Raw genomic sequence first — 23124 nt, 5'->3', positions numbered from 1 at the left:
AATCAGCCCCTTGCAGGTCAATAGCTTAGAAGAGCGTTCGGGACACTCGACGCTCCGGCCGGTGCATGACTACGCGGTGATCTTCCTCGACCGGATCGAGGAAAACGCCCGCCGCCAAGCTGCGGCCCGTCACCTGATCAATGCCGCGCTGAACTGCGGCGCCGACGCGGTGCGCTTCCTCGAAATCATCCACGCCCATCTGTCGCCCGGCCATCCGATCCCGAACCCCTACCGGCTGATGCCCGAGGCGCGGGAATGGGCCAGCTGGGCCAGCACGGCCGAGCGCAAGGCCTATGCGCTGGCCTGCTATGAGGCACTGCCCCCGGCCGATCAGGTGGCCTTCCTGTCGTATGTCAGCGGGGAGGAGGCGGCATGAACGTCGAACGCATCCCCATGACCGGCCAGGACGCATGGTTGACCCTGACGGACACCAAACGGTGGGCGCGGGTCGATCATGAGGAAGAGGATCCCGATTTCGCCCGCATGATCGATGCGGTGGCGCGCGAGGCCGAGGATTACGCCCAGATCGCGCTGCTGGATCAGACTATCCGCATCCTGCTGCCGGGCTGGCCTCGGGGCCATGTGCGCCTGCCCATCGTGCCGATCCTCGACCGCGACAGCATCAACGTCACCATCAATACCCAGCCTTGGGCGGATTTGCTGATGGGCGGCGGGTCGCGGCCGCTGCTGATGATCTGCGGCAACCCGCCGCCCGGCGTGGTGGAGATCGAGTATCGGGCCGGGTTCGGCGCGCTGCCCGAGAATATCCCTGCCGATATTCGCCAGGCGATGACGGATCAGGTCGCGGTCTATTACGATGTGCGCGGCAATGCCAATGTGAAGGAAGTAACCCTTTCAGCGCATTTTGCCCGTATCCTCGGCCGCTATCGCGGGGTGCAGCTATGAGGGCCGAGGAAGCCTATACAGGCCACCCCGATGTTGACCGCCTGCTGTTTAGCTGGGGCCGCGTCATCGCCAATGCCAGGGGCTGGGAACGGGGCTTTGCCTTGTCCATCCAGCGCGACCGCAAGCGGCCGGGCTGGCGCCCCTCTCACAAGCAATTCGCCGTCATGGAGCGGCTGGTCGCGGCCACGCAACAGGATCGCGGTCCGGTCGGTGCATGTGACGATCTGCCGGACGATGTGATGCTGATCGACCGCGACGACTGACAGACATGACCCCGCGCATGACGGCACGCGGGGGCCGACCAGAGGACGGTTAGCATACGGTGGCTCTGGATCGGCTGCGCCCACCACGGGGCGGGAACATAGGCAAGGGCAGTCCGAAAGGTTGAGGCCCGTTCCCCAGGACAGTGACCACGTCCTGCAAGCAGCAACCGACGATCCGGCGCAGGTCACGCGCACGGCTCGGCCCAAAGCGACGGCCCGGCTCCGGCCAGCAAGATCGCCCAGGGCATAGGGACTAGCTCGGGCCATGTGCCGGGGCTGGTCGTCCTATGCCCTTAGCTCAAGCCCTCACCATCCAGCAGGGGGCAACGGTGAAGTCAGAGAGGAATGAGAGATGGCACGAACGACGAATCACAGAAAGCGGTTGACCAAGATCGCGCGCCGCAAGGGCGTGGCCGTCGATCATGTCGCGAACTGGGCAGCGCTGGCTGATCGCCTCGCACAGCATCACGGCATCCCGACGCCGAGGGCCGAGGCCAAGCGGTTCTGCTATCAGGTCATGGAGTGCCGGGGCTGGATCGCCCGCCGCCCTGTCGAGGTGTCGGCATGATCCCGGATCGCGACCTGTTCGGGCATGGTCCCAATGCCCAGACTTCGGTTTTGCCGGGGGACCGGCGCCAGAGTGTTCCTCTCTCACTTCTGGAAAAAATCCGGGGAAAATCGCCGTCGATGCGGGCGATCCAGTTTTTGGGCCTGTTGCGCGTTCCCGAGGGCAAAAAGGCCGGAAAACCGCTCAAACTGGCGAATTTCCAGAAAAAATTCGTGAAAGGTGCGTTCGGCAAAGGCGTGACGGTCGGCGTCCTGTCCATCGGGCGGGGCAATGCCAAGACGGCGCTTTCGGCGGGCCTCGCGTTGGCCGAGCTGGTCGGGGCGCTCCAGGAAGATCCGCAGCCGAACCGCGAGATCATCTTCGCGGCCCGCAACCGCGACCAGGCGCGCATCGCCTTCAATTTCGTGCTGGGCTACATCAACGGCCTGCCGGAGTCCGATCAGGCGCAGTTCACCATTCGGCGCGGCTCCAAGCTGGAAATCGAATTCGGCGGCAATGGCGGCGGGCTGGCGCGCTGCATCGCCGCTGACGGCAAGTCCATTCTCGGCGGTGCCCCGACGCTGGCCATCATGGATGAGCGCGCCGCCTGGGAACGCGAGAAGGGCGACAATCTCGAAAACGCCATTCTCTCGGGTCTCGGCAAGCGCGACGGCCGGGCGCTGATCATCTCGACCTCGGCCCCCGACGACACCAACACCTTCAGCCGCTGGCTGGATGAACCGCCGCCCGGTTCTTACGTCCAGGAGCATCGCCCGCCCTTCGGCCTGCCGGCCGATGATCTGGAAAGCCTGCTGCTGGCGAACCCCGGCGCGGCCGAGGGCATCGGCTCGACCCCGGAATGGCTGCTGTCGGCGGCAAAGACCGCCATCGCGCGCGGCGGCGCGGCCCTGTCCAGCTTCCGCAACCTGAACCGCAACGAGCGCGTGTCGATCGAGAATCGGTCGGTGCTGGTCACGGTGGACGAATGGCTTTCGGCCGAGGTCGCGCCCGAGGATCTGCCGCCCCGCGAAGGCCCTTGCATTCTCGGCGTGGACCTGGGCGGTTCGCGCTCCATGTCGGCGGCGGCGTTCTACTGGCCGGAAACCGGGCGGCTGGAAGCCCTCGGCACCTTCCCGGCCTTCCCGTCGCTGGCGGATCGCGGCGCGGCCGATGCCGTCGCCCATCGCTATGTCGAAATGCACGAGCGTGGCGAATTGTCGGTCATGGGCGAGAACACGGTTCCGCCCGGCCCGTGGCTGGCCGAGATCGTGCGCCAGCTGGACGGTATCCAGCCCGCCTGCATCGTCGGCGACCGTTTCCGCCATGCCGAGTTTGCCGAGGCGATGAACGGCGCAGGCCTCGCCCGCGTCCCTTTCATCTGGCGCGGCTTCGGCTGGAAGGACGGGGCCGAGGATATCGAGCGGTTCCGCCGCGCGCTGTTCGACGGCGACGTGAAGGTCGTGCCGTCGCTGCTGCTGCGCTTCGCCTTCGCGGATGCCGTGACCCTGATCGACCCGGCCGGCAACGCCAAGTTGGCGAAGGGCCGCGCCCTCGGCCGCATCGACGCGGCGGCGGCGGCGGTGCTGGCGGTTGCCCAGGGCGCGCGGATGCAGGCCGCACCGACCCGGAAAGCGAGGGCGGCATGGGCATGAAGCGCGACCAATGGCGGCGCCATTCCCGGCCCGTCCTGAAAACCAAGCGCTGGCAGGTGCTGCGCCAGATCGTGCTGGAGCGCGACGGCTGGGCGTGTGTGGACTGCGGCACGAAGCGCGGCCGGCTGGAAATCGACCATGTGAAGCCGGTGAGGACGCATCCGCATCTGGCCTTCGACCCCGGCAACTGCGCCACCCGGTGCAGCTCCTGCCACACCAGGAAAACCCGGATCGAATGCGGCCACCCCGCACCGATCCGGTCGCCCGAGCGCGATGCCTGGGCGCAAGCCGTTGCCGATCTGGCGACGAACCCAAACCCGGCAACATGAGGTATCACATGCTGGATAGTGTCAAAATCGCCCGTCGCCAGTCGGAAATCCGGCAGGCGCTTGCGGGTCTGGTCGGCAAGGAAAGCCCGACCGAGGACGAAACCCGCTCCATGGAGACCATGGACGCGGAATATCGCGCCAACGAAACCCGGTATCGCGCTGCGCTGATCGCGGAAGATACCGAACGCCGCGAGGCCGGGGCCGATCTGGAAACCCGTTCCGACCGCGAATATGCCGAACTGGTCGGTCGCTTCGAGCTGCGCCAGGTGGCGCTGGCCATCGATGAAGGCCGGGCGCTGTCGGGCGCGACCAAGGAAGTCGTGGACGAACTGCGCAGCAAGGGCGGCTATCAGGGCGTCCCGGTCCCGCTGGCGGCTCTGGAAACCCGCGCGGGCGAAACCGTCGCGGCCGACCAGATCAATCCCAAGACCATTCGCCCGGTAATCGACCGGCTGTTCCCGGCCTCGGTGGCATCGCGCCTCGGCGTCCAGTCCATCAACATCACCTCGGGCGAGCTGGAATTCCCGGTTGCGACCGCCGGCGCTGTGTTCGGCTGGCAGACCACCGAGCTGGGCAATGTCGGCGCGGCCTCGGAATACCAGACCTCGGAACGCAGCCTGAACCCCGACCAGACCGGCGGGGCGCAGATGATCATCAGCCGCAAGGCGCTGAAACAGGCGGGCGAGGGGCTGGAATCGGCCATCCGCCGCGACCTGAACGCCGCCATCGGGGCCGAGCTTGACCGCGTGGTGGTGAACGGTTCCGGCGCGGCCGGCCAGCCTCTGGGCATGATCCCCGGCGCGGCGACCTATGGCATCGCCTCGACCGCCGTTGGCGCGGCTGCGACCTGGGCGGCGTTCCGGGCGCAGGTGGTGGTCTTCATGCAGGCCAACGCGATCACCTCGGCTGCCCAAGTCAATCTGGGTTTCGGCCCGGCGATCTGGGCCGAGCTGGATGATGCGCTGATCACCGGCACCGCCGTTTCGGAATGGGACCGCCTGACCAAGCACATCGCCGGCCCGGCGATCAGCAATGTCATTCCCGATGAAACCGCGATCCTGACCGCGACCGTGCAGGGCATCGCGCCGGGCTATCTCGGCATCTATGGCGGCGTGGACCTGATCCGCGATCCCTACACCAAGGCGCAGTCGGGCCAACTGGTGCTGACGGCGCTGGTCACGGCCGATTTTACCGTGCCGCGTGGGATGCAGACCCGCATCCTGACCGGCATCGGGGAACCCTGATGCTGTGGGGGGCGTCACTGGGGGCGCTGGAACTGCGCAGCGAGGGCGGGGCAACCCGCCTTCGGGCGACGTTCCCTTATGGCGCGGAAACCGAACTGGCAGCCGGGCGGTATGAGGTTATCGCCGCCCGCGCCTTCGCAGACCGGATCGAGCGGGGCGAGGATATCCACCTGCTGGCCGGCCATGATTTCAACCGGCCGCTGGCATCGCGCGCGGCCGGCACCTTGCAGCTGCGCGATACCGATACCGCCTTGCAGATCGAGGCCACGATTGACGGCCAGACCAGCTGGGCGCGGGACTTCCTTGCCGCTCATGCCTCGGGCCTGATCCGTGGCCTGTCGCCCGGTTTCCGCGTTCCCCGCGGCGGCGAGCGCATCGAGCGCCGCGCGGCCGGGACGCTGCGCACCATCACGGCGGCCGACCTGTTCGAGGTCTCGGCCGTCACCCGGCCGGCCTATTCGCAAGCCCAGATCGAGGCGCGGGAATGGCAGCCCGTGGGCGAGGTCGCGGAACGCATCGTCGCGCATCACCTGAACCGATGGAGGCTCTGACATGGGGCTGATGGATATCTTCCGTCGCAAGCCGGTCGAAACCCGCGCCGTGCAGCCGGGCTATACCGCCGCGCTGATGGCGGCGCGCGAGGCGTGGATTGCCGGCGGCTCCGGCCTGGCCGAACTGACCTCGGCCGTTCAGGCCTCGGTGAGCCTATGGGAAAGTGGGCTGGCGCTGGCAGACGTGACCGGCACCGACCTGCTGGACCGGCGTAGCATGGCGATCTGCGCCCGCGCACTGGCCTTGCGCGGCGAATGCGTGTTCCTGATCCGCGACCGGCTGATCCCGGCCACCGATTGGGACTTGTCGACCCGCTACGGCCAGCCGCGCGCCTATCGCCTCGGCCTGCCCGAGATCGGCGGCGGGCGGTCGGAAACCGTGCTGGCCCCCGAGGTGCTGCACTTCCGCATCGGCTGCGATGCAGTCACCCCATGGGCCGGATCGGCACCGCTGGCCCGCGCCAAGCTCTCGGCCTCGCTGCTGGACGAAATCACCATGGCGTTGCGCGACGTGTTCCGCGATGCGCCCATCGGCAGCCAGATCATCCCGGTTCCCGAGGGCTCGGCCGAGGACATGGATACCATGCGCCGCAGCTTCCGGGGCAACCGGGGCGCGTCCCTTGTCATCGAGGGCACGGCCCAGGCGACCGCCGCCGGCATGAACCCGAACATCGGCCAGTCGCCCGACCAGCTTTCGCCCCAGCTCGACAAGACGCTGGCCGACAAGCTTCTGACCGAGGCCAAGGGCGAAATCTACAACGTGTTCGGCATCCTGCCAGGCCTGACCAACCCGTCGACCACCGGACCCATGGTGCGCGAGGCGCAGCGGCATCTGGCGCAGCTGGTGCTGCAACCCATCGTCAACCTGATGGCCGAGGAGGCGACCGAGAAGCTGGGCGCGCCCGTCGCCATCGACGTGGTGCGGCCGATGCAGGCCTATGACCACGGCGGCAAGGCGCGCGCCGTCGCGACCATGTTGCAGGCCATGGCGCAGGCGAAAGAGGCGGACCTGGACCCGGCCACCATCAAGGATGCGCTGCAATTCATCGATTGGGCAGACTGATGTTGGTCATGTCCCCCGAGATGAAAAGGCGGCTGCGCCGGGAAAGGAACCGCGAACGCGATGCCCTGCGCGGCCGCGTCGGCGCCGGCCGGTTTCACGCCATGGTCAAGGATCTTGCCGCGCTGGTGCGCCTGGCTTTCGAGGCCGGCGAGACGGCATCGATCTTCGGCCTTGAGGGGCCGCTGCGGGCAGGGCTGCGCGCCGATTTCTGCCTGCAGGGCTGGGGCTGGACCTCGGCCGACCTGATGGCGCGCGACCTGATGGCCGAGGTGTTCAACAGCGTGGGGGCCGAGCGGCCCGATTGGTATGAAGGACAGCCGGAATGGACTATCGAAGCGGGAACCCTGATCGAGCGGACGCGATGCGTTCGCTGCCACAAGCCCTTGCCCGAGGGGCACTACAAGTTTTGCAGCCGGCTATGCAACACCAGCCATGCGAGCCTGATGCACTGCAAGCGTCAGGCGACCGAGGATCACGCGGTATGGCTGGCGATCTGGAAGGACTGACTTGCGCCTGGTGCGGCAAGGCGCTGGCGAACTGCACCATTCGCCGCGAGTTCTGCGGAGCCAAGTGTCGCCAGGCGTTCTACACGGCGCGAGCGCGGGCCGAACGGATCACGGCGCGGCAGGGGCGAAAATGTCTGTGGTGCGAGGGCCAGATCCCTGCCGAGGCACGTGACGGCGTGATCTTTTGCAGCAAGATCTGCCGGAGCAAAGCCCAGGCCGACATGGCAAAGGAGCGCCGGACGTGCCAGAACTGCGGCAAGAGCTTCCGGGGACATGGCGAGCGGTTCTGTTCCCATCCCTGCTATGCGGCCAGCCGGCGCAAGCGGCACCCCAAGACCTGCCCGGTCTGTCAGGTGGTGTTCAAGCCGCACCGGGTCGAGCAGGTCTGTTGCAGCTGGGCTTGTGCTTCTCCCGGCAAGCGGCGTCTGTCGGATATCTCATGCGGCCATTGCGGCAAGGTGTTTCGTCCGAGACGGTCGGCGACCCGCTTCTGCTGCGGATCCTGCGCCCGGCGCGCTCGCAACGGTGCCGATCATGGCTGACAGCATAATCGCGGCCCGCGACCGGATCGAGATCGTCGGCGCGACGGATCGCGGGTTGCGCGCGCGGCAGAACCGGCTTGCGGCGCTCGGGGTGCCGATGATCTGCCCACCGCGGTTCCTCGTGATGCTGATCGAGGATGACGGCGGGCAAGCGGTGCTGTGGGATGGCACGAGCTATGAGCAAGCCATCATCGAGGCGGAACGGTGCTCGGCTAACTGGGCGGTGCCGGTGATGGATCGGGTTGTATAGAATCAGGCGTGCCACTGTTCAGGTCAATACCGCCAAGTCTGCTTGAACTCTTGTGCCCACCACCACTCCACTGTGTCAGACACGCTGCCTGTTGTGCGAAAGTCGAGATAAGAGGGGTGGTTCTCGCGCACCCATCGCAGGAAGTCTCCGAACGAGGGGTTGCCGGTTCCGTCCATGGCGCCTCTGTTCTGTTCGGCGAATTCCCAGCAAAGGTGACGAATCCCGGCTTCGGCGTCCGCTTTCTTCACAATTCTTTCCTCGCTTATGTCGATGCCAACATGTCAGGGCCATGAGATCGCAGCATGAGCAAGCTACTTGTTTGGAGGTTTCCACCCTTTGTTGATCAACATGCCGACGAACTGTTCCAGGAGTTGGTTGGCCAGATCGTCCACATCTTCATGGCTGCTTCCGCTTTTACCCGTCCGCGCAAAACTGTCAGCCAGAAAGCTCTGCTCAAGCCGCCAGACAATTTCCGCATTCATGCTGCGGCTGTTCTCTTCGGCTGCAGCCTTGATCCGATCCCGCATCCCGTCTGGGAGGCGGAGCATGTAACGGTCAACCCATGTGCGATTCTGATCTTCTACCATGGTGCCCTTAGGGCATAAATATCGTGTTGACGCAACTACTGCCCTTAGGGCATAGTCATTTATGTCCTAAGGGCAGCGTGTGAGGGTGTAATGAAGCAAAACAGGGCATTTCAAGATAAGTTTATGCTCCGCTTTCCCGATGGGGTGCGGGATCGGATCAAGGCAATGGCGGCCGAGAACGAGCGTTCAATGAACGCAGAGATTATCTTCCATCTGCGCAAGGCCATCGCCGAAAACGAACAAGACCGCCAGGGCGGCCACCCTGACGGTCTCATACAATCCTAATCGGTGAAAAAGGATCTCGACCATGAAAATGGCGCAAACCCAAATGGAAATCAATCCCCCTTGCGGGCTGACTGATGAACAGAGTTGCGAGGCCACCTATCGGGCGGCAAGTGAAGTGCGCGCGCTGGCGCAGGCCCTGCAAACGGTGATCGAGGCGAATGACCTCAACAGCAACAAGCATCCCGCGTGGATGCTGTCCGATATGCTGGTCGAGGCAACGCTCGACTTGGAGCGGAGGGTCGGCCTATGAACTCCTCGCTCAAAGCCTATCTTGCCGACCAGCAATCCCTTGCGTTGTCGTTGCAATACTGCGCGACAGCTGTTGAGAACCTGCTTGACGCTGGCCTTGGCGAAAGCTTGGCCGCATCCGAGGCCGCGGCTCAAGTCATCAAAATGGCGCGTGACCTACAAATTGCTTTGGATAGTGACAGTCTAGCCAAGGTGTCGCGCCAGCCGAGCTTGGTGCGGGGCGAGGTTTAACGATGTCCCGTCCTTCGGCCCCTTCCATGCCAACCGAGCGCCAGATACAGGAGGCGCATAAGGTCGTTGCTTCGCTCCATCCCGGCGCTCGGATCGCGCGGGTAGGGCCGGAGGGCGTCACCTTCGAGTATCCCGAGGCCCGCAAGCATGCCAGCAACTGGGACAACAAGCCGTTCTCTGCGGAGGGCGTATGAAGACCGTTCCCTATCTCCGCTCGAAACTGCGCCGGGGGCGCTGGTTCCACACCTATCGCCGGGGTGACAAGGAAATCTCGCTTGGGGTGCATGGCCTGCACCCCACCGACCCCCGAGTGTTCGCGGCCTACTGCGCCGAACATGCGCGGTGGGAGCATCGCCCGCCAGAGACCGCCACGCCCAAGAGCGGAACGTTCGCTTGGGCGGTTGACCTTTACACGTCCGGCAACTGGAAGTGGCTGAACGAATACAGTGAAGGCACCCGGAAAGCCCGGCAAGCCATCCTCAAGCGTTATGTGCGCGCCCAAGGCAATCGCCCGCTCTCTGCCATCACTCCGCGCGATATCGAGAACGCGCTTTACGCCAAGGGCGGGCATGGGGCTGTCAATGACTTCAAGGCGCTTAGGCCCGTGTTCGAGCATGTGAAGCGCCTCGGCTTCATCACCCGCAACCCGATGATCGGCATTGAGCTTGACCGGCCCATGTCGAACGAACTGCCAACTGCGGACGCGGACGATATCGCGGCGTTTATCAAGCGATGGGAGGTAGGGACGGTTGAACGGCTGATATTCGACCTCGGCCTATATACCGGCGCGGCGCGGGCCGACTTGGCCGTGATCGGCCGGCACAACATCAAGGGCAACGTGCTGATCTTCAACCGGGTGAAAACCGGCGTGCCCAGCTATGTGCCGATCACCCCGGAACTGCGGGCCGTCATCGCCCGGACGCCGGACATTTCGCCAACCTTCATCCTGTCGAAGTGGCGCAAGCCATACCAGCCGCAGAGCCTCGGGCAGCGTTTTGAGGAGGCAGCGGTGGCGGCGGGGATGAAAGCGAGGCTGCACGGCCTGCGGAAAGCCTTCTGCGTCTACTGGGCCGAGAATGGCAAAACCGTCCATCAGATTGCCGCGATGGCTGGGCATCTGACGCTGAAAGAAGTGGAGCGATACACCCGCGCCGCTGACCGTGAACAGATCGTCCGCCTGGTTATGGGGGAGGTGTGAAAATGGGACACGCCACCCCAGAGGCCGGGACACAGTCCATTAACCGTATGAATAAGCGTGAAAATCATGCAAAATCTGCCACCTGATAGGGATCGTCGTAGTTCAGGCTGGCCGAGCGCAGCGTGTCGGCGATCAGCGTCACGACATGCTCATCGGCCAGAATCCGGGGGTAAGCCTGGAAGATCGACGACGATTCGGGCTTCTCGATATGCTCTTCCAGTTCGACCGGGCTGGCGCGTGCGATCCGCAGCAGCTGGAACAGCAGGCAAAGCACGTCCTGCACGTCGGATTCGTGCCAGCGCGGCCCCTTGAGCGAGCGGCCGATGCCCCCCAGCGCCTGCTTGATGACCGCCGTCTCGTTCGACAGCAGGAACGAGCCGACGGCCGCCCCGCCGATCATCATCATTTCGAAGGGCAGCGAGTGCAGGATGACCCCCAGCTTTCCGCCTGCCAGGATGTATCCACCGAAGACCATCGCGAAGGTCACGACGATGCCGATCATGCCGAACATGTATTCACCTATTTCCCGGCGGCCCGTAGGGCGCCCATGTATGACGTCAGGATCGCGGCATGGCCCGGCTCGACCGAGGCCATGATCCGGGCACCCGTTTCGGGCTGAACGCGGGCAAGGATCTGCGCGGCAAAATCCGGCGGCAGGTTCGACAGGACCATGGCCGCCTGTTCGGGCTTCATCTGGTCATAGACCGCGATCAGCCGCGCGATATCCTCGGTCTGCGCCTGGCTCTGGCCCTGGTTGCCCTGGACGATCCGCTGCTTCAGCTTGCGCAGTTCGACCAACCTCTCGGTCAGCCGCTTTTCGGCAGCGGCAATTTCGGCCTTCCGCCGCTCGATCTCCTGCATGTAGCGGTCGAGGCGCAGGGCGCGCTCGCGCAGCGTCTCGGCCAGGGCAACAGCTTCGGGAACGTCGGTGCAGCCCGCCATCAATTCCGAAGGCTCGGCATTCGCCGACAGTCGCGACAGCCCGTCCATCAGCATCACCGCCTGGCCGGCCGCGGCCAGGATCATCACGCCGCCCAGGATCGACAGGATCGGCTTACGCATTGGCCACCGTTCCTTCGCGACGGCGGCGGCGCTGCAAGCGGGCGGGCCGCGATGGGCCAGCCTCGGCGAACTTCTGCTGCAACATCCAGAATGCGCGCTCCTGCTTGGCACGCTCGATCTCGTCGGCAAGCGCCTGGGTTGCGGCAGTGGCCTCGGCCTTGGCCAGCAGGATGGATTTCTCCAGCCGGCCAATTTCGCTGGTCATGACGGCGATAGCGCCGCCCAGTCCGGTTTCCAGGTCGTTCAGCTTGCGCAGCCGACGTGCCAGCATGAAGCAAAATCCCGACAGCCCGATGGTAAAGGCGATCAGGACCACCTGTAAAAGCTGCGCGATCGTCATTGGACCCTGAACTCCGTGATAAGGACATCGGTGAATGCCTCCCTGCCCAGGACAAAGACGGCGCGCGTTGCCAGCTCGTCCCGGACGATGTCCAATATCCCGCGTTTCTCGAAGGCCGTGCCGTCGATATCGGCAAGAAAGCCGTTGAAACTGTCCAGCAGGCGCGGAATCAGGTGTTCGACCTCGGCACGGTGGCCCTGGTCGGTCTCGATCTTGACCGTCATCACCAGGGTTCGCGCCCGGGGTCCGGCCAGCGTCAGCACGATCTGGGGGATATCGACGAAGGCAAGGGACGGCGCGGCCTCGGCCTGGGCGACCTGCTCCTTCGCCGAGAAAAGCGACATGGGCGACCAGAATCCCAGCCAGGTCGAGGCAAAGCCGGCCCCACCCAAGGCAAGGGCCAGGCCCAGCGGCAACAGGATGCGGCCGATTCCTCCGCCTGGTTTTCCTTCCGCGTTGATGTCGGCGACATCGGTCATGGTGATTCTCCATCCGTCCAGGGCCTGGATATCACTCGCGGGCTAACCAATTCTTAATCGCCCCCGTGCCATCAAGGTCGCGACAAGGATCACGGCGATTCGATGGGGGCGGTTTTGCTGAAACTGCAGGACTACTGGCGCGACAGAAGCACGAAGCAGAGGGCCATGCTGGCGGCGGCCTTCCTGTTCACATTTGCCGCCATTGCGGGATTGTCCTGGATGGCCAGCCGGCCCGGCATGGCGCTGCTCTATTCCGGGCTCGATCCGCAGCAGTCCGGCGCGGTGATGGCCGCGGTCGAAAAATCCGGCGTCCCCTATGAGATCCGGGGCGATTCCATCTGGGTCGCGGAAAGCCGCCGGGACGAATTGCGCATGACGCTGGCCGGCGAGGGGCTGCCCTCGGCCGGCGGCTCAGGCTACGAGATTCTCGACGGCATGTCGGGCTTCGGCACCACCTCGCAGATGTTCGATGCCGCCTATTGGCGTGCCAAGGAAGGCGAATTGGCGCGCACCATCCTGGCCTTGCCGAACGTCAAGGCGGCGCGCGTGCATCTGGCCGTGCCGCAGGGCCGCGGCTATCGGCGCGAGGCCGAGGCGACCGCTTCGGTCACGCTGACGACCGACGGCACGCCGATCAGTCGCAATCAGGCGAAAGCATTGAAGTTCCTTGTCTCCTCTGGCGTGCCGGGCATGACGGCGGATCGGGTCGCGGTGATCGACAGCGAACGCGGCGTGATTTCCTCGGGCGAGGATTTCGACGGCGAGGATCGCGAGGCCGAGATGAAACGCAATGTCGAGCGCATCCTGGCCGCACATGTCGGCCACGGCAATGCCATCGTCGAGTTGCATCTGGACGTGGTCAACGAATCCGAACTGCTGACCGAGCAGCGTTTCGACCCGCAGGAAAGGGCGCTGATCTCGCAGGAAAGCGAGGAAAGCGCCGATCAAAGCAGCAATGCGCAACAGGGCGCGGTCACCGCCGCCTCGAACCTGCCCGAGGGCCAGGACAGTGCCGGGGATCAAAGCCGATCCTCGCGGTCGGAGACCCGCCAGCGCTCGAACTTCGAGGTCAGCAAGATCACGCGCGAGGTGACGCGCCAGCCCGGCGCCACCCGGCGCCTGACCGTGGCCGTGCTGGTGAACGGGGTCGCCCGGACAGAGGCCAACGGCGAAGCCACGCTGGTGCCGCGCGAAGAGACCGAGCTTCAGGCGATCCGAGAACTGGTCGCCTCGGCCGTGGGCTTCGACGAAGGGCGGGGCGACGCGATTACGGTGAAATCGCTGCCCTTCGCCTCGCTTTCCCAGGCAGGCACGCTGGCCAGCGCCGGCGGTTTCCTGTCGAGGCTGGACCTGAACGGGCTGATCCGCATCGCCCTGGTCGGGTTTTTCGCACTGGCACTGGCGGCATTCCTGTTGCGCCCGCTGTTGAGGTCGAAACCTGCGGGCAGTCCGGGCCAGGCCATGCTGGATCGCCCGGAACGGCCGCCGGCTCTTGCGGGTGCCAGGACCGAGGGCGCCCCGGCCCCCGCCGTTGCCAATGTCGTTCCCGAGATCGACTTCGCGCCCGCGGGGACGGACGGCAGCGATCCGGTGGGGCGGCTCAAGGAGCTGATGAAATCGCGCAAGGACGAAAGCCTGCAAATCCTGTCAGGCTGGATCGAGAAGCGTGAGGACGCCGTATGAGACCCGCCGCGCTTCGCCTCGATTCGTTTTCCTTTGGCGCCGTGGGCGACGCGCAGCTGGCTGCGGCGACCGGGCGAGAGGAAGCTTTTCAGCACGGCTACGAGAAGGGCCTGACCGAAGGCCGCGAGGCCAGCCTGGATGCGTTGACCCGGGCCTTGGACGATCTCCGCCAGAACATGCAGGCCGGGCACGAAGCTGAAGCCGCGCTGCGCGGGGATATCCGCAACGCGCTGGTGCCGATCCTGCACGCCATCGTGGATGTGCTCGGCCCTTGCTCGGAAAAGGAGCGGTTGCGGCTTTCACTGGCCGAGGAGATGGCGCGGATCGTCGAACATGCGCCGGATCGGACATTGATCGTCCGATGTCCCGAAGACCTGCACGCGGACGTGGCGGATTGCCTTGGCAGCGGGCTGTTCCCCCATGTGCGGATCGAAAGCCTTCGGGCGGGCCAGGACATGGTCGAGCTGGTCGCCGGCCATGGTGCGATCATCTTCGATCCTTCGCGCGCCGCCACCGAGCTGAAAACCATCATCGACGACATCAAGACCGGGGAATGATCATGGACGATCTTGCAAGCCTGATCGCAACCGACCAGATCCAGGTGGAAATCACCATCCGGCTGGGCGGAACGCAACTTACCGTTGCCGAGCTTTCGCGCCTGCGGCCCGACGACATCCTGACGCTGGACCAGGACATGTCGGACGGCGTCGAGATCTGCGTCGGCGACAAGGTCATCGCCCGCGGCGAACTCGTCTCGGGCGACGAAACCGACAACCGGCTTTGCGTCCGCATCCTTGGCCCGGCCGGCGCATCGTGATCAGGCTCGTCCTTGTCCTTGCGGTGCTGCTGCTGCCCCAGCCCGGGTCGGCCCAGGATCTGCCGCTGATCGACGCGGCGGGCCTCGATGCGGTCGCAGGCGGCGTCGGCCGGCATGCGATCACGCTTCTGGCAGTGATGACGGCGCTGTCGCTGGCGCCGGGCATCGCCATCATGGTGACCTGCTTTCCCTTCATCGTGACGGTGCTTTCGATCCTGCGCCAATCCCTGGGGCTGCAGCAGTCGCCGCCGAACATGCTGATCGTCAGCCTGGCCATGTTCCTGACCTGGTTCGTGATGAACCCGGTGCTGACCGAAGCCTGGGACGTCGCCGGCGCACCGTTGCGCGACGGCCGGATCACGGTCGAGCAGGCGTTCGAGCGCGGCATCGTGCCCTTTCGCGGCTTCATGGAGCATCGCACCGATCCCGAAATGCTGGCCACGCTTGCCGAGATCGCCCCCGACCCCGAGGCAGCGCCCGACCGGCTTTCCGTGCTGATCCCCGCCTTCATGATCAGCGAGATTCAGCGCGCCTTCGAAATCGGCTTCCTGGTCGCGCTGCCTTTTCTCATCATCGACCTGGTGGTTTCGGCCGTGCTGATGTCGATGGGCATGATGATGGTGCCCCCGGTCGTGGTGGCCCTGCCCTTCAAGCTGGCATTCTTTGTCGTGGTTGACGGTTGGGGCATGATTGCGGCCGCGCTGGTGCGAAGCTATCAATAGCCGACCGTTCCGCCGCGCATTCGGGGCCAGAACTGCCGAAAGCGTCCCCATGCGGCGGGTCGGACGGCTTGCGGGATGCCGCATTTGTTTTGTCGCGTGTCACCGGCGGGTATGAGCCGGGGCGGATGCATCCGCGAGGTCATGTCGTTCGGGATCTTTTCAGGAGCAGCGAACTTGAGCATCCGATCGGAAACGCACGACAGGTCAGGCGACCGGGCCGTCATGCCGCGCCTGATGCCGCTGGTCCTGGCGCTGCTTTTCGCGACCCAGCCAGCCCTGGCCCAGCCCCCCTTGCGTGTGGAGTTCGTACAGGTCGAGCAGACCGAACTGACCTTCGACGCCGCCCTGACCGGAGCCGTCCATGCCAAGGACAGCGTCGATATCGGCTTCCGGCTGGGGGGACGCGTCACCGAAGTCCTGGTGCGCGAGGGCGACCGCGTCACCCGGGGACAGGCGCTGGCCCGGACCGATCCGCTGCAACAGGAACAGGCGCTGCGCGTGGCCCAGGCCGCCGTGGCCTCGGCCGAGGCGGCCGAGGCGCAGGCCAGCCAGGCGCTTCAGCGCGCCGATGCGATGCTCAGCCGCGGCGTGGGCACGCGCGCGGCGCTCGACGCCGCAAGCCAGGCCCTGTCGGCCGCCAGCGGCGGGCTGACACAGGCGCGCTCTGCCCTGGGCCAGGCCCAACGTGCGCTGGAGGATACCGTGATCCGCGCACCCGCCGACGCCATCGTCACCGCACGCCGGGCCGAGCCGGGACAGATCGTAGGGGCGGCGCAGGCAGTGATCTCGCTGGCTTCCGCGACGGGGCGCGAGGCGGTGTTCCAGACCTCGGATACGCCGTTGCTGCGGGATGCGATCGGTGCGCCGGTCACTCTCAGGGGGATCGATTTCCCCGATCTTCACATGACCGCGCATGTGACGGAGATCGCGCCCCTGGTCGATCCCGCCACGGGCTCGGTCACGGTGCGGGCCGAGATCGACAATGCCCCGCCGGCCGCCAGCCTCCTGGGTGCGGCAGTGCGGGGGGCGGTGCATTTCCCGGCCGGCAGCGGCATCGCCGTGCCCTGGACGGCGCTGACCTCGGCGGACGGCAAGCCGGCGGTCTGGCTGGTGGGCAACGACAATCGCGTTTCGCTGGCATCGGTCCAGATCGAGCGATTCGCCAACGGCACGGTGATCCTCAGCGGAGGGATCGAGCCCGGGCAGACGGTGGTCGGCGCGGGGTCGCAGATGCTCTATCCCGGCCGCGAGGTCACGAACGCGTCCCCATCGGCGAGGCAGGAATGATGCGCAAGGCCCTGATCCCGGCGGTCCTGATCCTGGTCGCGCTTGCCGGCGGCGCGGCCGGCTTCACCCTGCCCTGGCAAAAGCCGAAGGTCGAGGCCGCCGCAGCCCCCCGCCCGGTGGTGAGCATCCTTGTCAGCGACACGCAGGCGGCCGGCCACTCCATCCCCGGCGTGATCGCCGCCCGGATCGAGGTCGCCCTGGGCTTCCAGACCCTTGGCCGGGTGACGGCGCGCAATGTCGATATCGGCGATGTCGTCCGCCAGGGCGAGGTGCTCGCCACGCTCAATCCCGACGACCTGCAAGGCGATGTCCGCACCGCCCAGGCCGCGGTCGAAGCGGCGCAGGTGGAACTGCGCACCGCCCGGGCCACGGCCGAGCGCACGCGATCGCTGGTCCAGCGCAACGTCGCCTCGACCGCGCAGCTGGAACAGGCCGAACGCGCGCTGGCCGCCGCGCAGGCCGCCGAGCAGCAGGCCCAGTCCGAATTGATCCGCGCCCGCGACGCCGAAGGCTTCGCCGAGATGCGCGCGCCCTTCGACGGGGTGGTCAGTGCGGTTTTCATCAATGCCGGCGCCGTGGTCAGCGCGGGCGAACCGGTGCTGCGGCTTTCGACCCAGGACGGGATCGAGGCGGTGATCGACCTGCCCGATATCGTGCTGTCGCGCGTCAGGCAGGGCGATCCTTACGAGGTATGGTCGGAAAGCGACCCCGGCCGCATCCTGCCGGCGACAGTCTCGCAGATCGAGCCGGTGGCAGATGCCGCGACCCGGACGCGGCGCATCCATCTTGCGCTTGGGCAGGATGCCGATCTGCGCCTGGGGGCGCTGGTACGCGCGCGCATCGCCGGCGCTGCCGCCGCGCAGCTGGTGCTGCCCCAGTCCGCCATCATTGAACAGGACGGCGCCGAACATGTCTGGGTCGTCAGCCGCGACGGCGAACAGGGCACGGTCGCCCTGCGCCGGATCGAGACCCTTGGTCCGCCGGTCGGCGGGCGCATCGCCGTCGCCTCGGGCCTTGCCCCGGGCGAGGAGGTGGTGATCCGCGGCATCCATTCCCTGACCGAAGGCCAATCCGTGGGACAAAGCGTGACACCATGACCAACCGCGGCTTCAACCTGTCCGACTGGGCTCTGCATCACCGTTCCCTGGTGTGGTTCCTGCTGATCATCTCGATGGTGGCAGGCACGCTCAGCTATCTGCGCCTCGGCCGCGAGGAGGATCCGAATTTCACCATCAAGATCATGGTGATCAGCGCCTCGCTGCCCGGCGCCACCATCGAGGACACGCTGAACCAGGTTACCACGCGGATCGAGACCAAGCTTGAGGAACTAGACGAGCTGAAATTCACCCGCTCGGTCACCATGCCGGGCCAGTCGGTGGTCTACCTGGAGCTTGACCCGACGATCCGCGGCCCGCAGGTGCCCGAGGTCTGGAAGCGCGTGCGCAACATGATGTCGGACATCCGCCCGGAATTTCCGCAGGAATTCCAGGGCTTCCAGTTCAACGACGATTTCGGCGACGTGTTCGGCAATATCTATGCCTTCACCTCGGACGGCTTTACCCAGCGCGAATTGCGCGACCGGGTCGAGGATATCCGCAAACAGGTCCAGGCGCTGCCGATGGCAGGCAAGACCCAGCTTCTGGGGGTGCGCAAGGAACAGATCTACCTGGAATTCTCCTCGGCGCGGCTGGCGGCTCTGGGGCTGAACCACAACCAGGTGGTGCAGACACTGGCGCTGCAAAACGCGATCTCTCCCTCAGGCATCGTGCAGGCCGGGCCGGAACAGGTGCTGGTGCGCGTGGGCGGGCAGTTCGACGACGCCCAATCGATCGCGGCGGTGAACCTGCGGGTCGGCGACCGTTTCTTCAACATCGGCGACGTGGCCACCGTCACCCGCGGCTACGAAGACCCGCCAAGCGCGCTGTTCCGCTATAACGGCAAGGAGGCCGTCGGCCTTCAGATCGGCATGCGCGAGGGCGGCAACATCCTGGAATTCGGCCAGCACGTCGATGCGCTGATGGCCGAGGTGGCGCGCGGCCTGCCCATCGGGATCGAGATGGCGAAGTTCGCCGACCAGCCGCATGTGGTGGACGAGGCCGTCGGCCATTTCGTCCAGGCCCTCGCCGAAGCGGTGGCCATCGTGCTGCTGGTCAGCTTTGTCAGCCTGGGCCTGCGCGCCGGCTTCGTGGTGACGCTGACCATCCCGCTGGTTCTGGCGATCACCTTCGTGATCCTGGACATCTATGGCATCACGTTGCAGCGGATCTCGCTCGGGGCGCTGATCATCGCCCTGGGACTGCTGGTCGACGACGCGATGATCGCCATCGAGACGATGATCTCGCGGCTGGAGGTCGGCGACAGCCTGGAACGCGCCGCCAGCCATGCCTGGAGTTCCATCGCCTTCCCGATGCTGACCGGCACGCTGGTGACGGTGGCGGGCTTCATCCCCATCGGGCTGAACAGTTCGGCAGCGGGCGAGTTTACCTTTTCGCTTTTCGTGGTGATCGCCGTCTCGCTGATCGTCAGCTGGATCGTCGCCGTGCTGTTTGCGCCGCTTCTGGGCGTCACCATGCTGCCCGCGACCATGGTGCATAAATCCGAGCGGCCGAGTTGGCTGCGCCGGCGGTTCCACGGCCTGCTCCTGTGGGGCATGCACCACAAATGGCTGACCATCGCCGTCACCCTGGCCGTGTTCGCGATTTCGGTGGTGGGAATGCGCTTCGTCGAGCAGCAGTTCTTTCCGACTTCGGACCGGACAGAGATCATCGTGGACGTGACCGAGCGCGCCAATGCCTCGATCGCCAAGACCGATGCCGACATGGCCAGGATCGAGGCGATGCTGGCCGAGGAACGGGACGCGCTATTCTGGACCACCTATGTCGGCCGCGGCGCGCCGCGGTTCGTTCTCTCGATGGATGTGCCCACGCCCGGCCCCTATATGGGCCAGATCGTGATCCAGACCCCCGATCTGGCGGCGCGCGACAGGCTCAAGGCGCGGCTGATCGAATTCGCCGGGCGCGAACTGATCGGCACCGACATCTATGTCAAGAACCTTGAAATCGGGCCGCCGGTCGGCAAGCCGGTGCAGTATCGCGTCTCGTCGCCCGACCTGGACCAGGCGCGCGACGCGGCGCGCGAGCTTGCCGCGGTGCTGGCGACCGAGCCGCGGCTGCGCGACATCGCGCTGGACTGGAACGAGCCCGCGCGCGTGGTGCGGTTGCAGGTGAACCAGGACCAGGCCCGCCGGCTGGGCCTGACCAACGAGGATATTTCGGGGGCGCTGTCGGGAACCTTCAGCGGCCGCACGATCACCCAGTTGCGCGACGGCATCTTCCTGATCAACGTCACCGCCCGCGGCTCGCAGGAGGATCGCGAATCGCTGGCCTCGATCCAGAACCTGCAACTGGCGACGCCGACCGGCACGCCGATCCCGCTCGCCTCGCTGGCCAAGCTGGAATACGATACCGAGCAACCGCTGATCATGCAGCGCGACGGGTTGCCGACCGTCACCGTCAAGGCCGATATCGCCAGCAAGGACCAGCCCGCCACGCTGGTCGAGGCGCTGGCCGACAAGGTTGCGCGCTTCCAGGCCGGATTGCCGCCAGGGGTCAAGGTCGTGGTCGGCGGCACGGTCGAGACCTCGGCCGAAAGCCAGGAGCCCATCGCCGCCGTGGTGCCGATCATGCTGCTGATCATGGCCTCGCTGGTGATGGTGCAGATGCAGGGCTTCCGGCTGTCCTTCATCGTCTTTGCCGCCGCACCGCTGGGGCTGATCGGCGTGGTCGCGGCACTCTTGCCCTTCGGGGTGCCGATGGGCTTCGTCGCCATCCTCGGCATCCTGGCGCTGATCGGCATCCTGATCCGCAACTCGGTCATCCTGGTGCACGAAATCCAGGAGCTGATCGCCAAGGGCCATGCGAAATGGGACGCGGTCTTCGAGGCATCCGACAGCCGCGCCCGCCCGATCCTGCTGACGGCGGCGGCGGCCAGCCTGGCACTGATCCCGATCTCGCGCCAGGTGTTCTGGGGGCCGATGGCCTTTGCCATGATGGGCGGCATCATCGCCGGCACGCTGGTGACGCTGATCTTCGTCCCGGCGCTTTACTGCGCGGTATTCGGCGTCCGCCCGCCCAAGGGCGACCCGATGCCCAGCGCCGAGGACCGCGCCCGCGCCGCCGCGCAGGAATAAGGCCGCCAAGGGCCTATCCGCCGACAAAAGCGGGGCGGTCGATTGCCGCGCCGCTTGGGAGGCGCACCTGCGGCAGCCGCCAGATCTGCACCGGGCCGCAAGGGCGCTCAGCCCTCGGGGTCGGCGGCGATCTCGGCGGCGAAGGCGGCGCCGAAACGGTCCAGCCGCGCCGCGTCCAGATAGCGCGCCAGGTCGCGTGGTCGGTCCTCGGCAATGCGGCGCAGGGCGGAGTTACTGACGGATAGTGGCTTTTCCGTGCCGTCCTCGCCTCGCATCAGCCGGGCCTGCGCCTCGGCCAGCCGGTCGAACAGATCGCCCGAGGCGCGGCCGGCAAGCGCACGGCGCGCGGGATGCATCGGCGCCACCTCGCCGGCGATGACGCGCAGGAACTCCTCGCCATAGCTTTCCAGCTTCTTGGCGCCGACGCCGTTCACCCGGGCCATCTCGTCCAGCGTGCGGGGGCGGCTTTGGGCCATCTCGATCAGCGTGCGGTCGGGAAAGATGACATAGGCCGGCACCCGCGCCGCCTCGGCCAGCGCGCGGCGCTTGGCCTTGAGCGCGGAAAGCAGCGGCGCGTCCTCTTCATCGACCTGCGTGCGAACCACCACGGCGGGGCGTGCGCGTGTCATGGCATCGCGACGCAGGGTGATACGCTCTTCGCCGCGCAGCACCGGATGGGCGGCGGCGGTGATGGCCAGGCCGCCGTGACGCTCGGGATCGGGGCGGATCAGGTCGCGGCCCAGCATCTGCCGGATGACCGCCTGCCATTGCGGCTTGGCCATGTCGCGCCCGACGCCAAAGGTCGGCAGCCGGTCATGGCCGCGCTGGCGTATGCGGTCGGTCATGGTGCCGGTCAGCACGTCGATGACATGACCCGCGCCATAGGTCTGGCCGGTGCGCAGCACGGCCGACAGCACCTTTTGCGCCGCCTCGGTCGCGTCGAAGCATTCGGGCGGGTTGTCGCAGATGTCGCAATTGCCGCAGGCCGCGGCCTCTTCGCCGAAATAGCGCAGCAGGGCGACACGGCGGCAGGCCGTCGCCTCGGCCAGGCCCAGCAGGGCGTTCAGCCGGGCATGGTCGGCGGCCTTGCGCTCGGGCGGGGCCAGCCCCTCGTCGATCTGGCCGCGGCGCAGGCGGATGTCGTCAGGGCCGTAAAGCGTCAGCGTCTCGGCCGGGGCACCGTCGCGGCCGCCGCGGCCGATCTCTTGGTAATAGGCCTCGATGGATTTCGGCAGGTCGGCATGGGCGACCCAGCGGATGTCGGGCTTGTCGATGCCCATGCCGAAGGCCACGGTCGCCACCACGATCAGCCCGTCCTCGCGCTGGAACCGCGCCTCGACCTTGCGGCGCTGGTCGGGCTCCATGCCGCCGTGATAGGCGACGGCGGCAAGCCCGGCCTCGTTCAGCGCACCGGCCAGCGTCTCGGTCTTGGCGCGGGTGCCGCAATAGACGATGCCCGACTGGCCCCGGCGCGCGGCGGCGAAATCCAGGATCTGCCGGCGCGGCCCGTCCTTGGGCTGGAAGGCCAGGTGGATGTTCGGCCGGTCGAAACCGCGCAGGAAGCTTTGCGGCTGCGCACCGTCGAACAAGCGCTTGACGATTTCCTCGCGGGTCTCGGCATCGGCGGTGGCGGTAAAGGCGGCCAGCGGCACGGAAAGCGTCCGGCGCAACTCGCCCACGCGCAGGTAATCGGGACGGAAGTCATGGCCCCATTGGCTGACGCAATGCGCCTCGTCCACGGCGATGGCCTGGACGCCCGCGCGGCGCAGCATCGGAATGGTCGCACCCGAGGCCAGCCGCTCGGGCGCCATGTAGAGCAGCCGCAATTCCCGTGCGTTCAGCGCCCGCAGAACCTCGCTGTTTTCCTCGTCCGAATTGCCGCTGGTCAGGGCGGCGGCGGCGACGCCCGCCTCGGTCAGCGCCCGGACCTGGTCGCGCATCAGGGCGATCAGCGGCGATATGACCACCGTCAGCCCGTCCCGCATCAGCGCCGGCAGCTGGTAGCACAGCGACTTGCCCCCGCCGGTCGGCATGATCGCCAGCACGTCGCGGCCGGCGGCCACGGCATCGACGATCTCTTCCTGCCCCGGCCGAAAGGCGTCGAAGCCGAAGACCTGCCGCAATAGGGGCGCGGCCGACATG

29 protein-coding genes and 1 pseudogene are annotated in these 23124 nt (G+C 66.5%); 23 read left to right on the top strand and 7 right to left on the bottom strand.

The window, feature by feature from the left end:
* Nucleotides 1-10 precede the first annotated feature (10 nt).
* The 12 genes from BLT64_RS18040 (at nt 11) to BLT64_RS17990 (ending at nt 7853) form a co-directional block, all read left to right on the top strand.
* Nucleotides 11-376, top strand: coding sequence for a hypothetical protein (locus BLT64_RS18040; RefSeq protein ID WP_139171643.1), 366 nt, complete (start codon nt 11-13; stop codon nt 374-376).
* Nucleotides 373-906, top strand: a complete 534-nt coding sequence (locus BLT64_RS18035; RefSeq protein WP_011748911.1) for a head-tail connector protein — start codon at nt 373-375, stop codon at nt 904-906. The genes BLT64_RS18040 and BLT64_RS18035 overlap by 4 nt, the downstream gene beginning before the upstream one ends.
* On the top strand, nt 903-1169 hold the full coding sequence (locus tag BLT64_RS18030) for a hypothetical protein (protein ID WP_011748912.1): 267 nt from the start codon (nt 903-905) through the stop codon (nt 1167-1169). Before BLT64_RS18035 ends, BLT64_RS18030 begins: the two co-directional genes overlap by 4 nt.
* A 352-nt stretch (nt 1170-1521) precedes the next feature.
* Complete coding sequence (locus BLT64_RS18025) at nt 1522-1737, top strand: hypothetical protein (RefSeq protein ID WP_128492958.1); 216 nt, start codon at nt 1522-1524, stop codon at nt 1735-1737.
* On the top strand, nt 1734-3368 hold the full coding sequence (locus BLT64_RS18020; protein WP_011748913.1) for a terminase large subunit domain-containing protein: 1635 nt from the start codon (nt 1734-1736) through the stop codon (nt 3366-3368). The genes BLT64_RS18025 and BLT64_RS18020 overlap by 4 nt, the downstream gene beginning before the upstream one ends.
* Nucleotides 3365-3697: an HNH endonuclease gene (locus BLT64_RS18015; protein WP_011748914.1), complete on the top strand. Its 333-nt coding sequence runs from the start codon at nt 3365-3367 to the stop codon at nt 3695-3697. Before BLT64_RS18020 ends, BLT64_RS18015 begins: the two co-directional genes overlap by 4 nt.
* 8 nt (nt 3698-3705) lie before the next feature.
* A complete protein-coding gene (locus BLT64_RS18010) occupies nt 3706-4941 on the top strand; it encodes a phage major capsid protein (protein WP_011748915.1) in 1236 nt (411 codons plus the stop codon).
* Entirely contained in the window at nt 4941-5492 is a 552-nt protein-coding gene (locus BLT64_RS18005) for an HK97 family phage prohead protease (protein ID WP_011748916.1), read from the top strand. Before BLT64_RS18010 ends, BLT64_RS18005 begins: the two co-directional genes overlap by 1 nt.
* Nucleotide 5493: 1 nt before the next feature.
* Nucleotides 5494-6555: a phage portal protein gene (locus BLT64_RS18000; protein WP_011748917.1), complete on the top strand. Its 1062-nt coding sequence runs from the start codon at nt 5494-5496 to the stop codon at nt 6553-6555.
* Nucleotides 6555-7061: a hypothetical protein gene (locus BLT64_RS17995; protein ID WP_011748918.1), complete on the top strand. Its 507-nt coding sequence runs from the start codon at nt 6555-6557 to the stop codon at nt 7059-7061. The genes BLT64_RS18000 and BLT64_RS17995 overlap by 1 nt, the downstream gene beginning before the upstream one ends.
* Nucleotides 7037-7603 carry a hypothetical protein gene (locus tag BLT64_RS26480; protein ID WP_011748919.1) on the top strand — a complete coding sequence of 189 codons (567 nt, stop codon included), beginning with the start codon at nt 7037-7039 and terminating at the stop codon, nt 7601-7603. The genes BLT64_RS17995 and BLT64_RS26480 overlap by 25 nt, the downstream gene beginning before the upstream one ends.
* Entirely contained in the window at nt 7596-7853 is a 258-nt protein-coding gene (locus tag BLT64_RS17990) for a hypothetical protein (protein WP_011748920.1), read from the top strand. The genes BLT64_RS26480 and BLT64_RS17990 overlap by 8 nt, the downstream gene beginning before the upstream one ends.
* 23 nt (nt 7854-7876) lie before the next feature.
* On the opposite strand, the gene BLT64_RS26475 is transcribed toward BLT64_RS17990, so the two are convergent.
* Both BLT64_RS26475 and BLT64_RS27745 read right to left on the bottom strand, forming a co-directional pair.
* Nucleotides 7877-8101 carry a hypothetical protein gene (locus BLT64_RS26475; protein WP_128492959.1) on the bottom strand — a complete coding sequence of 75 codons (225 nt, stop codon included), beginning with the start codon at nt 8099-8101 and terminating at the stop codon, nt 7877-7879.
* A gap of 63 nt (nt 8102-8164) precedes the next feature.
* Nucleotides 8165-8380, bottom strand: a complete 216-nt coding sequence (locus BLT64_RS27745; protein WP_367888673.1) for an Arc family DNA-binding protein — start codon at nt 8378-8380, stop codon at nt 8165-8167.
* 183 nt (nt 8381-8563) lie between these two features.
* On the opposite strand from BLT64_RS27745, the gene BLT64_RS17980 reads away from it, so the two are divergent.
* The 4 genes from BLT64_RS17980 (at nt 8564) to BLT64_RS17965 (ending at nt 10403) form a co-directional block, all read left to right on the top strand.
* Nucleotides 8564-8725 carry an Arc family DNA-binding protein gene (locus BLT64_RS17980; protein WP_198140500.1) on the top strand — a complete coding sequence of 54 codons (162 nt, stop codon included), beginning with the start codon at nt 8564-8566 and terminating at the stop codon, nt 8723-8725.
* 22 nt (nt 8726-8747) lie between these two features.
* Entirely contained in the window at nt 8748-8975 is a 228-nt protein-coding gene (locus tag BLT64_RS17975) for a hypothetical protein (RefSeq protein WP_011748923.1), read from the top strand.
* A complete protein-coding gene (locus BLT64_RS17970) occupies nt 8972-9205 on the top strand; it encodes a hypothetical protein (RefSeq protein WP_041529989.1) in 234 nt (77 codons plus the stop codon). The genes BLT64_RS17975 and BLT64_RS17970 overlap by 4 nt, the downstream gene beginning before the upstream one ends.
* Before the next feature lie 190 nt (nt 9206-9395).
* Complete coding sequence (locus BLT64_RS17965; protein WP_011748924.1) at nt 9396-10403, top strand: tyrosine-type recombinase/integrase; 1008 nt, start codon at nt 9396-9398, stop codon at nt 10401-10403.
* Between the two features lie 73 nt (nt 10404-10476).
* Here BLT64_RS17965 and BLT64_RS17960 read toward each other — a convergent pair.
* The 4 genes and pseudogenes from BLT64_RS17960 to BLT64_RS17945 all read right to left on the bottom strand — a co-directional run.
* A pseudogene (locus BLT64_RS17960) lies at nt 10477-10914 on the bottom strand (motility-associated protein); the annotation flags it as partial.
* Between the two features lie 8 nt (nt 10915-10922).
* Complete coding sequence (locus tag BLT64_RS17955; RefSeq protein ID WP_011748926.1) at nt 10923-11465, bottom strand: MotE family protein; 543 nt, start codon at nt 11463-11465, stop codon at nt 10923-10925.
* The gene (locus BLT64_RS17950) at nt 11458-11781 is read right to left on the bottom strand and encodes a hypothetical protein (RefSeq protein ID WP_232290476.1); all 324 of its coding nucleotides are present in this window, start codon (nt 11779-11781) and stop codon (nt 11458-11460) included. The genes BLT64_RS17955 and BLT64_RS17950 overlap by 8 nt, the downstream gene beginning before the upstream one ends.
* A gap of 20 nt (nt 11782-11801) precedes the next feature.
* On the bottom strand, nt 11802-12284 hold the full coding sequence (locus BLT64_RS17945; protein ID WP_011748928.1) for a flagellar basal body-associated FliL family protein: 483 nt from the start codon (nt 12282-12284) through the stop codon (nt 11802-11804).
* A 114-nt stretch (nt 12285-12398) separates the two neighbouring features.
* Between BLT64_RS17945 and fliF the strand changes: the two genes are divergently transcribed.
* The 7 genes from fliF (at nt 12399) to BLT64_RS17910 (ending at nt 20982) form a co-directional block, all read left to right on the top strand.
* Complete coding sequence (fliF, locus tag BLT64_RS17940; RefSeq protein ID WP_128492960.1) at nt 12399-13967, top strand: flagellar basal-body MS-ring/collar protein FliF; 1569 nt, start codon at nt 12399-12401, stop codon at nt 13965-13967.
* Nucleotides 13964-14524, top strand: coding sequence for a FliH/SctL family protein (locus BLT64_RS17935; protein WP_011748930.1), 561 nt, complete (start codon nt 13964-13966; stop codon nt 14522-14524). The genes fliF and BLT64_RS17935 overlap by 4 nt, the downstream gene beginning before the upstream one ends.
* Nucleotides 14525-14526: 2 nt before the next feature.
* On the top strand, nt 14527-14784 hold the full coding sequence (locus BLT64_RS17930; RefSeq protein WP_011748931.1) for a FliM/FliN family flagellar motor switch protein: 258 nt from the start codon (nt 14527-14529) through the stop codon (nt 14782-14784).
* Nucleotides 14781-15506: a flagellar type III secretion system pore protein FliP gene (gene fliP / locus BLT64_RS17925; RefSeq protein ID WP_011748932.1), complete on the top strand. Its 726-nt coding sequence runs from the start codon at nt 14781-14783 to the stop codon at nt 15504-15506. The genes BLT64_RS17930 and fliP overlap by 4 nt, the downstream gene beginning before the upstream one ends.
* Before the next feature lie 174 nt (nt 15507-15680).
* Nucleotides 15681-16793 (top strand): efflux RND transporter periplasmic adaptor subunit, encoded by a 1113-nt coding sequence (locus BLT64_RS17920; protein WP_230999537.1) that lies wholly within the window; start codon nt 15681-15683, stop codon nt 16791-16793.
* Complete coding sequence (locus BLT64_RS17915; RefSeq protein WP_011748934.1) at nt 16790-17890, top strand: efflux RND transporter periplasmic adaptor subunit; 1101 nt, start codon at nt 16790-16792, stop codon at nt 17888-17890. Before BLT64_RS17920 ends, BLT64_RS17915 begins: the two co-directional genes overlap by 4 nt.
* Nucleotides 17887-20982: an efflux RND transporter permease subunit gene (locus BLT64_RS17910; protein ID WP_011748935.1), complete on the top strand. Its 3096-nt coding sequence runs from the start codon at nt 17887-17889 to the stop codon at nt 20980-20982. Before BLT64_RS17915 ends, BLT64_RS17910 begins: the two co-directional genes overlap by 4 nt.
* 107 nt (nt 20983-21089) lie before the next feature.
* Here the strand turns inward: BLT64_RS17910 and recQ are convergent, their stop codons facing one another.
* Complete coding sequence (gene recQ, locus BLT64_RS17905; RefSeq protein WP_041529990.1) at nt 21090-23123, bottom strand: DNA helicase RecQ; 2034 nt, start codon at nt 23121-23123, stop codon at nt 21090-21092.
* Between the last annotated feature and the right edge of the window lies 1 nt (nt 23124).

It is taken from the genome of Paracoccus denitrificans (assembly GCF_900100045.1).
GTDB lineage: Bacteria > Pseudomonadota > Alphaproteobacteria > Rhodobacterales > Rhodobacteraceae > Paracoccus > Paracoccus denitrificans.
This window is presented reverse-complemented; position numbering and strand designations above follow the sequence as displayed.